15 protein-coding genes and 2 tRNA genes are annotated in these 12,175 nt (G+C 34.5%); 5 read left to right on the top strand and 12 right to left on the bottom strand.

Annotated elements, in window-relative coordinates:
* Positions 1-49 precede the first annotated feature (49 nt).
* The gene (locus Q0W04_RS01380; RefSeq protein ID WP_298499286.1) at positions 50-250 is read left to right on the top strand and encodes a hypothetical protein; all 201 of its coding nucleotides are present in this window, start codon (positions 50-52) and stop codon (positions 248-250) included.
* Here the strand turns inward: Q0W04_RS01380 and Q0W04_RS01375 are convergent.
* From Q0W04_RS01375 to Q0W04_RS01345, 7 genes are all read right to left on the bottom strand, one after another.
* Positions 247-1,086, bottom strand: a complete 840-nt coding sequence (locus Q0W04_RS01375; protein ID WP_298499283.1) for an energy-coupling factor ABC transporter ATP-binding protein — start codon at positions 1,084-1,086, stop codon at positions 247-249. The genes Q0W04_RS01380 and Q0W04_RS01375 overlap by 4 nt on opposite strands.
* Before the next feature lie 8 nt (positions 1,087-1,094).
* Positions 1,095-1,925, bottom strand: coding sequence for a cobalt ECF transporter T component CbiQ (cbiQ, locus tag Q0W04_RS01370; protein ID WP_298499279.1), 831 nt, complete (start codon positions 1,923-1,925; stop codon positions 1,095-1,097).
* A gap of 111 nt (positions 1,926-2,036) precedes the next feature.
* Positions 2,037-2,342, bottom strand: a complete 306-nt coding sequence (locus Q0W04_RS01365) for a PDGLE domain-containing protein (protein WP_298499276.1) — start codon at positions 2,340-2,342, stop codon at positions 2,037-2,039.
* Between the two features lies 1 nt (position 2,343).
* Complete coding sequence (gene cbiM / locus Q0W04_RS01360) at positions 2,344-2,979, bottom strand: cobalt transporter CbiM (RefSeq protein WP_298499273.1); 636 nt, start codon at positions 2,977-2,979, stop codon at positions 2,344-2,346.
* Between the two features lie 259 nt (positions 2,980-3,238).
* On the bottom strand, positions 3,239-4,519 hold the full coding sequence (locus Q0W04_RS01355) for an oligosaccharide repeat unit polymerase family protein (RefSeq protein ID WP_298499270.1): 1,281 nt from the start codon (positions 4,517-4,519) through the stop codon (positions 3,239-3,241).
* 12 nt (positions 4,520-4,531) lie between these two features.
* Positions 4,532-5,299: an adhesin gene (locus Q0W04_RS01350; protein ID WP_298499267.1), complete on the bottom strand. Its 768-nt coding sequence runs from the start codon at positions 5,297-5,299 to the stop codon at positions 4,532-4,534.
* Position 5,300: 1 nt separating this feature from the next.
* A complete protein-coding gene (locus Q0W04_RS01345; RefSeq protein ID WP_298499264.1) occupies positions 5,301-5,468 on the bottom strand; it encodes a 4Fe-4S binding protein in 168 nt (55 codons plus the stop codon).
* Between the two features lie 164 nt (positions 5,469-5,632).
* On the opposite strand from Q0W04_RS01345, the gene Q0W04_RS01340 reads away from it, so the two are divergent.
* The 4 genes from Q0W04_RS01340 (at position 5,633) to Q0W04_RS01325 (ending at position 7,697) form a co-directional block, all read left to right on the top strand.
* Positions 5,633-5,715 (top strand) — tRNA-Leu (locus tag Q0W04_RS01340).
* Between the two features lie 40 nt (positions 5,716-5,755).
* Positions 5,756-5,828: transfer RNA gene (locus Q0W04_RS01335), tRNA-Thr, on the top strand.
* 91 nt (positions 5,829-5,919) lie between these two features.
* Positions 5,920-6,798 (top strand): hypothetical protein, encoded by an 879-nt coding sequence (locus tag Q0W04_RS01330; protein WP_298499262.1) that lies wholly within the window; start codon positions 5,920-5,922, stop codon positions 6,796-6,798.
* Positions 6,799-6,806: 8 nt separating this feature from the next.
* A complete protein-coding gene (locus Q0W04_RS01325) occupies positions 6,807-7,697 on the top strand; it encodes a phosphate uptake regulator PhoU (protein WP_298499259.1) in 891 nt (296 codons plus the stop codon).
* Here the strand turns inward: Q0W04_RS01325 and Q0W04_RS01320 are convergent.
* From Q0W04_RS01320 to porB, 5 genes are all read right to left on the bottom strand, one after another.
* Entirely contained in the window at positions 7,694-8,536 is an 843-nt protein-coding gene (locus tag Q0W04_RS01320) for a fumarate hydratase (RefSeq protein ID WP_298499256.1), read from the bottom strand. The genes Q0W04_RS01325 and Q0W04_RS01320 overlap by 4 nt on opposite strands.
* Before the next feature lie 83 nt (positions 8,537-8,619).
* Positions 8,620-10,485, bottom strand: a complete 1,866-nt coding sequence (locus tag Q0W04_RS01315) for a histidine kinase dimerization/phosphoacceptor domain -containing protein (protein ID WP_298499254.1) — start codon at positions 10,483-10,485, stop codon at positions 8,620-8,622.
* 55 nt (positions 10,486-10,540) lie between these two features.
* Positions 10,541-10,783, bottom strand: a complete 243-nt coding sequence (locus tag Q0W04_RS01310; protein WP_298499253.1) for a 4Fe-4S binding protein — start codon at positions 10,781-10,783, stop codon at positions 10,541-10,543.
* Between the two features lie 11 nt (positions 10,784-10,794).
* Positions 10,795-11,295: a 4Fe-4S dicluster domain-containing protein gene (locus Q0W04_RS01305; protein WP_298499251.1), complete on the bottom strand. Its 501-nt coding sequence runs from the start codon at positions 11,293-11,295 to the stop codon at positions 10,795-10,797.
* A gap of 10 nt (positions 11,296-11,305) precedes the next feature.
* Positions 11,306-12,175: a pyruvate synthase subunit PorB gene (gene porB / locus Q0W04_RS01300; protein ID WP_298499249.1), complete on the bottom strand. Its 870-nt coding sequence runs from the start codon at positions 12,173-12,175 to the stop codon at positions 11,306-11,308.

The following is a 12,175-nucleotide window of genomic DNA, read 5'->3' as shown; positions in this document are numbered from 1 at the left end:
TTCAATGTTTTTATTATTTTTTTTAAACTAATTTTTTTGCGGTGTTATTATGAAATGTCGTATGTGTGGTTTTGAATTTGACGAAACCGCATTGGAAAATCGTGGATGTTCCAGTTGTGGTAAACATGGCTGTAACAGCGTACATTGTCCGAACTGCGGATTTGCAAACTCTCCTGAGTTGGACGATGAGTTTGAGTTTATTGTAAAACTCAAGGAAAAATTAAAAAATAGAAAAAAAGCTACAAATTAATTTTTTGTTGCTTTTAATATTTCTTCAACTGTTTCTTCAATGCTTAATTTTTCAGTATCAACATTTAATCCGTTTTCTTTTAGTTTATACAGTATTTCGGTTGTAACCGGTGCTTTTAAGTGAGCTTTTTTTAACAGTTCCTTGTCGGAAAAAATCTGGTGTTTGTCTCCCTGAGCTATTATTTCTCCATTATATAAAACAAATATCTTATCAGCAAACTCATTTACCATTTCTATGTCGTGTGATGAAATTACTATGCTCATTCCTTCACTGTTGAGTTTATTTAAGATGTCTAAAACTTTATCAACACCTTCAGGGTCAAGGCCTGCTGTTGGCTCATCAAGAATCATTATGTCAGGTCTCATAGCAACAATACCTGCAATGGCCACTCTTTTTTGCTGACCTCCACTTAGATGATGCGGTGTTTTATCTTCAAAGCCGCTCATTCCCACCATCTCTAACGATTCAGCGATTCTTCTTTCAACTTCATCATAGTCCAGACCAAGATTCATTGGTCCGAAGGCAACGTCATCTTTAACGGTAGGTGCAAATAGCTGGTCATTGGGATCCTGAAATACTATTCCTACTTTTTGCCTTACCTTAAGCAGTTCTTCCCTTTCAAATATGATTTTTTCACCGTCAATCTCAACATGGCCTGATGTTGGCTCGGAGAGTCCGTTGAAATGGGAAAACAATGTTGATTTTCCTGCACCATTAGGCCCCATTATAGCTATTTTTTCTCCTTTTTTGATTTGGATATTCACGTTTTTTAAAGCTTGAGTACCGTCATGATATGTGAAAGATAAGTTTTTTGTCTCTAAATGTATGTCTGTCATTTTCCCACCTAATTAATTGAAAAGTTTTGACCGAAATAGCCTAACTGTCCTGAATATTTAAATATTATGATTTCAAGTATTATTATGATGATTATGATTGTAATTATGTAGAGATAATCACTTTTTGCAGGTGATTTTTTCTCGTTAAACATTTCCGAAGCATCTGAAAATCCACGACTTACCATACTTCTGTGGACTCGCTCTCCCTGTTCATATGCTTTTAGAAACATCATTCCTATTGTATATCCTACCTGCTTTACCACCCATTTGTAGGGAACCTTTTTGGAGTGTATGTTGAAATTTCTTGATTTTTGGGATTTCCTGATTGCAGCAAGCTCATCAACGAATAAAAATAAAAATCTCACCATAATCGACAGTATCATTGCCAGATCCCTTGGCATTTTCAGTTTTCTAAATGAACTTGCCATTTCCTGAAGGGGTGTTGTTGATGAGTAAATGATGATTGCAGTAAGGGATACGATTAAGCGGACTAGCAAAAGAATTGCCCAGTTAAGTCCAAAATCGGTAATGTGCAGCCAGGAATAGCTCCAGATTATATTTCCTGGTTGGATGAAAGGCTGAAATATAATGATTGCTCCACCGAAAGGCAAAAGCATTAATAATCGTTTGAATGAATCAAAATAAGATAATTTTGCTATTTTCAATATGATTAACAGCATTATTTCCAATGCTATTGGTATAAAAAGTTCTTTTGATACTACACAGACAATAATGACTAGCAATGTTGAAATCAGTTTAATTCTCCCTTCCAGGTTGTGGATGGGACTGTCTTTTGATGCCAAATCATCAAATCTCATTATCTGTGTTATGTCTGCCATGTCAATTCACTAATTTAATATTAAAAATAGTACTATATTATTATTTGCTCATTTAATTTTAATCTAATTTCAATTTCTTTTTAAAAAAAGGGTTGTAGAAATTAAAAAGATTTAATTTCTACTTCTTAAAATTGCAGCAACTCCATATCCTAATCCTAAAGTAATTATAGCTCCGAGAATCAGCGCTACAATTTGTAATACTTGATTATCAGGGTCATTTGCAAATGCATAATCAGGGAAGATTGCTTCGGGAATTCCATTGATTTCTTCAACAGCAAAATCTTCAGCTAATCCGGAGTCTTCTGCAGATTTTTCAAGACCGTCTGGGTCACCAGATGCAATATATGGTGAAAGACAGCAAATTACGACACAAATGATTACTGCTACTGCGATTAAATAAGTATCTTTTTTATCCATATTATGCATCTCCTTCACTGTTCCATGCCAGTAAGTCTGGTCTAAATTTGTCTAATGCTACAAGGACGATTACAGTTAAAACTGCTTCGATTATTCCAATAAAGAAGTGGTATAATACCATTGAAGGGATACCCACATTTACTGGGAAAGTTCCTGCAATTGCCATTTCGATAGCACAGGCGAGAGCTGCGATAACAGTTGCCAACCATGCTGCAATACCTGCTGCAGGGTATTTGCCAACTATTCCTTGTAGTGCTTTAAAGGTGTATAATCCTACAAATCCTCCAACAATAGCCATGTTCAATACGTTTGCTCCAAGAGCGGTAATTCCTCCGTCTCCAAATATTAATGCTTGGATTAGCAATACTACTGTAAATACTAAAACAGCGGCTTCAGGAGCTAGGAATACTATTGCTACGAGTGCTCCACCAACCATGTGTCCACTTGTACCGAATGGGATAGGCATGTTCATGGACATGATTGCGAAGATACCTGCAGCGAGCACAGCTAAAAGAGGGATACGTTTTTCATCTAAGTTAGATCTTGCCCATTTCACAGAGAAATACAATGCAACTATTAAGATTACATAGTAAATGAGGCACTGTGCAATAGGTATAAATCCATCAGGTATATGCAATTAAATTCCTCCATTTTCCTAAAAGTAATACTTTTTTAGTTTTTATTTATAAACTAGGTATTACTTTATTGTATTATTTTAGTTTATTTTTAGTAATATCAAGTTAATTTGGAGTTTTATTAAGTTTAATGGTTAATAAATCCGAGATTTTCCTTGACATTTAATATTTTAAATGTATATTTATATATAAAGGTTATTAAAGTAATACAAATTAGTATTATTCAAGGTTTATTGTAATACTTATTGTCAAAAAAAGCAGCTAATTTCTTGATTTTACAAGTATTGTTAAATAGATGATAATGGCTATTGCGAAGTATAGAAGAACTTGAATGTCCAATATTCCTGTTTCAATGCCTAAAATGGAGTATGTTAAAATCAGGGAGTAAATTCCAGTATAGAAATAATCTTTGGTAATTCTCATTAATTTAAATCCGATTCCTAAGATGAAACCTAGAATGCACATCTCGACTGCAACACCGACTTTTCCGAAATCAACCACCATCTGACCTATCAGTGTCGGTGTGACAGTAACTTCGGTTCTCCATGCGATGAGTTTTCCAACCATCATTCTTGGACCTAAATCACTTCCCGGAATTGAGCTTGCCAGCAGTTTGCCGTGGGTCAGGCCGAAGTTTCCTCCAATGAAGTCAAGCAAATCGAGAACATGCAGTGTAAAATCAGCTCTGGACTGGAGCGTGTAGAATGGATTTGTTGCTGATGTGATTGTCAGCTCACCAAGTGATCGAAAATATCCAATTCCAATGATTGCACCTATACCAATCAGAGCACCAATTACAACTTCCCATAGAGAAACAATATTTCCATAGAAACCTATGATAATTATGATGAGAAATGCTGCAAGTAGTGGTGTCCTATAACCTAGAAGCAATAAAAATGCACAGTCCATTGCAAGTAAAAATAGGAATCTGAATCTTGCCTGTGAACGGGTGATTTTTTCGCCCTGAAAATCCTTCAGATATGCGCTTGCAAGCAGACATGTTCCAGGTATTATTAAAAATACAGGCATTGTAAATACTGGTTTTAGCAGATATCTGATTGATGGTTTTAAAAGAGGAATTCCACCAACGGTTGCAATGCTTATGAAGAAAAATACAATGCTTATCAATATCAAACAGAAACCAAGTGAATAAATGTCATCATCCGGAAATTTGAGGATTTTATCGGTTGATTTGTTTAGAAAAAACCTTGGCAGAACTGTACTTCCAATAAAAAATGCAGCAAATGCAATAAGAAGTGTTATAGTCAGGCTGGCTGAAAGTGTGTTCAGGGATAACAACAGAAAAGCCGCAAACAGGAACAGCACAATCAACGGATTAAAGATATGGCTTTTTAAAATCTCATTTTTATTCAAAAAGCTTAAAAAATTTTCGCCGGGATATAATTTTTTAAAAAAGCCATTGACCCATTGGTCCTCTATAAATGCAAGAATGGTAAAAATTATTGTAAATAAAAAGGATTTGTGGAATTCATCACTTATCCTGTTTACAAGAGAAGTTATTGTTGAATAAATTACGCTCATAGATTGCCCAACTTAAAAATTTCTGATATTTGTAACTTCGTAGTTATTTTTAATGTTATTCAATTCCGTATCGCTACAATTATAAATCCTGAGGGTGATTTCATCAGTAATTCCATTAATTGAACCTAAAATTGCATCAGCATCAATTAAGTTTTGATTGTTGGCCTTTGAAATAACTATCTGATTTGCAAGTTCACTATTTGACCCTTTAACGGATAATCTTTTGTTGTTTGATAAAATCTTGTTTTCTATCTCTTGGAGTAGTTTAGTATCAAATGAATCAAGAGAAATAGTAGTGGAAATCTCATAGTCAACATCTGTCAGATTTTTGTTCAAATCATTAATGGATGTAATATTCATAGGTTTGATTTTAAACTCAACGGAATTGTCATAAGTGCTTCCATCTGTTTCAATAGATATTGTTTTCAGGTAGATGTCTGCATTAGGAGTATTCTTATATAATCCGGTTAAATATGTTCCGTTTTCGGTTTCAAGCAAAACCTTGACCGATGATCCTTCATCAACCCACTTCACAGTACCGTTTACTGTAATCTCTTCGCCTGTACTGGAGTTGAATCCGTTCACTGTTGCCTTAACTATCTGCCCATCTTTGTAGTAGTTTAGATATGTTTCGGGAAGTTTATTTATTGTGGAAGCATCAAAAGCAGTTTTTTGAATATTTGATGAATCATCACTTGTGATGTGGATAAACGCAAATGCAACAGTACAAATCACTAAAATTATTATGATGTAATCTATTAAAGTAAATTTAATTTTCATTTTAATCTTCGTAAATAGCACCTACCGGACAAACGTCAACACATTCGCCGCAGGAATCACATTTATCATTGTCTATTACAATTGTATAGGCTTTCTTAACAATTGCCTCTTCCATACATACATCAATACAGTCTTCACAAACTCCGCATTCTTCCATATCAACTTGCAATTAATTCACCATTAAAAATCAATTTATAGAATATGATTATTTATAACCTTAAATATTTATATAGTTTGTTAAATAATATTACAATATAGTTTTTTCATATTTGCGAAAAATATTTGAAAAAGGGTAACATTTATATATTATGTTATCAAACATTACTATTGTATGCAAGGGTGCCCGAGCGGCCAAAGGGGGAGGACTTAAGATCCTCTGGCATAGGCCTTCGAGGGTTCGAATCCCTTCCCTTGCACTTTTTATGTATCTATCAAATTTTTATAATCTCTATTTTAGCTTTAGTGGCTCAGCCGGTAGAGCGCCACCTTGGTAAGGTGGAAGTCGGGGGTTCGAATCCCCCCTAAAGCTCTTAACTATTTTTTTTAACAACTGCTAATTTTAAATATTTGAAAATATAATATTAATTAGAAAATAAAAAATTATTTTTGAAGGTGAAAAAATGAATTATAAAAAGCTAATACTAGTCGGATTCATCTCTGCTTTTGTTGCAGTTTTAACCTCTGTTTTAGGAGTGGCAGGTACTATTATAGGTTCAGTTATTTCATCTGTTCTTTATAATATGCTTTCTGAAGCATTGGAAAAGCCAGTATCTGAAGCAACATTCAGTCACGATTTTGAGTGGGACATTGCATATGTGTTTCCGTTGGCAGTAATAGCTTTAATTCAATTATTGCTGATTTTTGCATTATTGTCAGAATCAGGATTTTTGCCGGGCACATTTGTAAATGTTTACCTTTCAATTCAGGATTTGGCCAACAATAACTTATATAGGATTTTGGGATTGGCTTTGCTGGTAATCAGTGCATATCCTTTGGTTTTAAAACCGGATTTCGTAAAAAAGGAACATGGGGTAATACTGGTATTTGTTGCATTAATCTTTTTGGCAAGAGGTTTTGTAGATTTGGGAAACAGAATTACAAACATATATGATACGATATTTGCCAATTTTGATTTGCCGATAGCGATAATTGCATTGTTATTATTGATATTCGTCATAATTAGAATTTTAATGTCAGCCAATAAGAATGAAACTGAACCGAAAGTTGTTAGGATGTCATCAAATGAGGAAATAAATCCTAGAATTCATCGTCACAATGATGATGGAAATTATGACAGATTCAGACAATCCATGAGGGTTAAAAAGCCTAGGAGGGTTGTCCGCAAGAGTAACAACAGAAATCCTCAACGTGTAAATAATCATGAACAGCATAACGTAAAATTCAGGTCTGACGTTGGTAACGGTTCAGCCAAAATAAATGAATCTTCACAAAATATCCAATTCGAATCCAATGATCTTTTGGATGAATATAGGAAATAGTTGATAAAATGAGTAAAAAGGACAAGACATTAAAGGACATATTGGATTTCATTTTGTACGAAAACCCCTCCACTCAGGAGGAAATAGCAGAAAAATTAGGAATATCTCGCAGATATGTAACTCAACTGTTACAGCCTCTGGTTAAGGACGGTACTGTAAAAAGGGCATACATGATTGATTTGAAAAGCTATGAAAAATTCAATGAGTCTTTAGACAGTAACTACTCCCGGTCTAGAAACAGTTCCGGCAATGTTTTGGTTAATGACATGCTTGCCAATATGGCCAAGCACGTTCACTCTCAGCTTGAAACTTCCTTTGATGCCATTTTGGAATATGACGAAGACAAGGCAAACAAGGCTTTGGAAATGGATTTTGCAACAAACAATATGGTTGAAAAAATCAGGACATCTGTTGAAACCATCTTAAGCATCAATAAGCATTCTGAATTTTCAAAATCAATGCTCTATAGTGAAATGGCATATGATTTGGAGCGTATTGGGGATTATTGTGGCCATATTGCAAAATTTGTTATAAATGATGTTTATGAGATTGATGAGAATGTCTTAAAAAAATTAAAAAAGATGTATAAAACAGCTCAAAACATGATTCGTCTGTCAATGAATGCTTTCATTGAAAACAGGACTGAACTTAAGGATGATTTGATGGAGCTTGAAGATTCAATTCATATTCTTCAATCAAAGGCAATTAATTTGATTGCAACCCAAATGGCTGAAACTTCATTTGATGAAAAGGAAAGGTCAAACTATTTCATATATCTGTTTAGGGTAATCAAGGCATTTGAAAGAATTGGAGATATTTCTGTTGAAATGATGGATGTGGCCATTGAGTTTCATGACAATATTCCAAGACCAACAACTCCAAGGACTTTCAGATATTAGTTGTCATAGATTTTTGTTGTGGCATGCCTGTCAGCCCAGCATTGGACACAAACGCCAATCGGAAGGCCTGCAGTGTGTGTATGTGCCTTTAGGATTTTCACATCAAGTGCGGTGGTTTTCCCGCCCAATCCCATAGGGCCGATTCCGGAGGCATTGATTTCTTCCAATATTTCTGTTTCTAGTTTAGCTATTTCCGGATCGGGGTTTCTCTCACCCACTTTTCCAAGCAATGCTTTTTTACCGAGTTTTAGACATAGGTCTGATGTTCCGCCAATTCCCACGCCGATTACTGTTGGAGGACATGGTTTGCCTTTGGCTTTAAGAACGGATTCGACAACAAACTCTTTTATTCCTTCGATTCCTTCAGCAGGCAAAGCCATTTTTAAAGCATTGTTGTTTTCAGAACCGAATCCTTTTGGTAATATTGTTATTTCGATATAATCTTCATCAATTAGCTCAATGTCGATTGGTGGAATGTAATCTCCAATGTTAATGTTTGTATTTTCCCTGGTTATTGGATCTACAATATTTGGTCTTATTGGAATTTCTTTTGTAGCTTTTTTAATTCCTTCTTCGATTCCACCGCGCAGATCTTCAACTTCGACATTCCCTAATTTAACAAAAACTACTGGCAGACCGGTATCCTGACACATCGGAATGCCTTTTTCTTCTGCAAGTTCAATATTTTTTAAAATAGCTTCAAGATTTAGTCTTGCAAGGTCATGTTCTTCTATTTTTAATGCATCTTCAAGCGCGTTTCTTACGTCACTGCCTAAAACGATAGCCGCCTGTTTGTAAAGTTCATAAACACTATCTTTAATAACATCTTTAGTAATCAAAATAAAACCCTTTAAAATTTAATTAATTTTATTTTTGATTTCAAAATATTTAAATTTTGATTAAATGTTAAAGTCTGGGCTGATTATATTGTGTGTACCATTTCAATTGGGAAAATTAGTTTATAAGCGGTTCCATTATCAGTTTCAATTAAGCTGATGTTTCCGCCTAACTGCCTGCTTAGGCTTTTAATTATTTCACATCCCAGATTTTTAGTAATTTTTGAAGTATCTTTAATTCCAACACCATTGTCTTTAACTATTAACTGAGCAGTATTATTATCTAATTTCTTTATTTCTTTAGTTATTTTTTTATTTGGTGCTGTCTTGTCTGGGAATGCATGTTTGACGGCATTCATGGTTAATTCATCTATAATTAAAAGTAATGGGGTCATAACTTCCACACTTAAATTTAAATCCTTATCCACGTATGTTTCAAACTCGACTTCCACAGGCAAATCAACCAGATTTTTTGTTTGCCTGTCATGGTCAATCAGATATTCACTTAGATTAATATTTTTGAAATCCCTGGCTCTGTATGTTTTTTCATGAAGCAATGCAAGTGAACTTAAGCGTGTTTGCATATGTTCAATAATTAACTCAGGATTATTTTTATAAGCTTTCTTTTCAAGATTTAAAAAGCTGTTAAGGACTTGCAAATTGTTTTTAACTCTGTGGTGTATTTCTTTAATTAAAATCAGTTTTTGCTCATTTGACTCAACCAATTCATCTTGTTTTTTCATATCATCGGTAAGGTCTGTTAAAAATCCAAGACTGTGTCTTCTTTTATTATATTCAAAGCTTTCAATGTACAAGTTGAGAATTTTTTTATTATGCGGATTTCCATTGACTGCATATGTAAATGTTTCATCGATTTTTGTTGATTTTCTGTCGATTAAATCTTTAAGTATTTTAGAGGAGTCTTTTTCAACAATATTGGTTATAATGCCTGGGGAATTATAATATGTTTCGCGGTCTGTTTCAAGTATATCATAAAATCCTTTGGAGTATTCATATTGTCTTCTGTTTAGGGGTTCAATTAACAAAGCAATTTTTTTACTGTTTTTAAACCCTTTCAATAAAAAATCAACCGGTTTGGTAGTATCATCATCGGAGTACTTTGTAATGTCATTTATTAATCCTTGACGAATAATGATTCCGCTTTCATCAAAATAAGAATATATATTTACTTCTATTACTTTTAAAACACCATTCATAGTTTGAATACGAATAACCTCTTCGCATTCTGCAGTTTCGTTGTTGGTAATATTGAAAATTTTATCGACTATATGTTTATCTTCCGGTATCACCAAATCAAAAACGATATTGTAGTATTCATCGGCTTCTTCTTTTGCACGGTTGATGATATTATATATTCCTTGTGACCAGGTATATTTTCCATTTACTGTGTAATAACTTCCGGTTTGAGAAAAACTTTCCATTACATTAGTTTTATCTTCATCAAAAGTCCTATGATTTGCATCGATACGTTTACTCACTGTTGCATCAACATTATGGACAGTTATAAATATTCTTTTCGCATCATAAATTATTTTTGTAGTATTTACTTTTGTTACTTTGTTGTTGTTATAATAAACAAATCTTATATTTTTGGTGTTGTGGCTTGTATAGACATCAAATAAATAATCATATAATATGTTAAAGTATAATGGGGAAAGTTTGCTTAACAATCTGCCTTTCGCGTCTTCTTGAGTTTTACCATATCTTTCAAGGGTAAAATTGCCTATGCCGTTAATAATAAAATCTTTCCCGTCCTCATATGGAATCAATGTATGAATTTCGACAGGGATATTGTTTATGAGATTTTGTACTGTAATGTCTTCTAGATCAAACTCTTTTGGAGTTGGTTTGTAGAAATCTTTTTTTGCAGCATTAAAAATTCGAACTTCATCAATACCTTCCAAATGCCTATATTCTTTTTCAACTCTCATCTAAACATCCCATTTTATTCACATATTTAATATATTTATATGGTTTTATTCATATTTAAATTTTGATTATTTCAATTGGGCAGACTTCTACACATTCCCTACATTTAGTGCATTTTTCATAATCTAGTGTGACTGCACCGCCCAATACAAAAATAGCATTTTCCCCGCAAACTTTTATGCATGGGGCATCTGATGGTTGGCAGTGCATACAAAATAAAATAGGAGTGTCAACATCTGGTGTTTGTTGACAGCTTCCACAGGTTGTACAGTCAGTACAACTTCCTTTAATATTATACATAATTCTTTTTTTTATTCGTCTAAAACGAGTCTTGCTCTTGCTTGACCTGTAATGACATGAACAAATCCACCTTTGCCACCACTAGGTTCGTATAATCCCGCCATTTTGGCAAGATATTTTTCCTGATTTTTAGCGCGGACCTTTTCAGGGTCGGCAACGCTGATGGCTCTTTTGGTACATGCTTTTATACAAGCAGGACCTTCTTCTCTGTCAGCACAAAGATCACATTTTTCAGCAATTTTTGACTGGAAAGTCATTGCACCGAATGGACATACCATTACACACAATCCGCAACCGATACATTTTTCTTTATCGACACCTTCGTCGGTAATAGCGTCAGTCGGACAGATTTTTATACATGGTGCGCTTTCACAGTGTTGACATACAATGGCATAAAAGGAAGAATCATGTTCTATTATTTTTATCCTACTAGCACTATGGACTGATGCACACATGTTTTCACAGTTAAGACATCCGTCACATAAATTGCTGTTTACAAGAATACTTTCCATTGTTCTCCTCCTATAAACCTAGTTCTTTACACTCTGCATCAACATATTTTTGGATTTTTTCAATGTGCTCTTCGTCTAGGTGTCTGAATCTTTTTTGTGGTGCCAAGTATTCTTTTACAGGTTTTCTTTCTTCAGGCCTGTATGTAATTTCAAATTCACCATTTTCGATTTCATACAAAATCCAAGATCCAGTTTCAACAGCTAATCTGCCCATTTCGATAGTTCTTTCGGAAGGATATCCCCAACCTGTAGTACATGGTTGTTGCAAGTGAATGTATGCAGGTCCTTTGATTGAAGCTGCCTTTTTCACTTTGTTGACATAATCTTCAGGATATGCGATTGATGCTGTAGCCACATATGGAATTCCGTGGGCTGCCATAATCATAGGCATGTTTTTCTTAGGTTTGTCTTCTCCAAAACTTGCACTACCTTGCGGTGAAGTGGTTGTACTTGCACCATATGGTGTTGCTCCACTTCTTTGGATACCTGTGTTCATGTAAGCTTCGTTATCGTAACAGATGTAAAGCATGTTGTGTCCTCTTTCCATAGCTCCGGATAATGATTGTAAACCGATATCTACAGTACCTCCGTCACCACCGAATGCGACAACATTAACATCGTCTTTTCCTTGAATTCTTAATGCACTTTCAACACCGGATGCTACTGCTCCTGAGTTTTCAAATGCAACGTGTATAAATGGGACTTCCCATGAAGATTCTGGGTATGGGGTGGTCATAACTTCAAGACAACCGGTAGCAGAAATAGCTACAGTGTTTTCGCCTAAAGCATTAAGAGCTAATTTTACAGCAATGGATGCTCCACAACCAGCACAGCCTCTGTGTCCCGGTGCTAATAAATCTTTATCAGGTATATCTACCAT

The organism is uncultured Methanobrevibacter sp. (assembly GCF_947170395.1).
Classification (GTDB): domain Archaea; phylum Methanobacteriota; class Methanobacteria; order Methanobacteriales; family Methanobacteriaceae; genus Methanocatella.
Note: the sequence above shows the minus strand (reverse complement) of the source record. Positions and strands in the feature narration are given on the sequence as shown.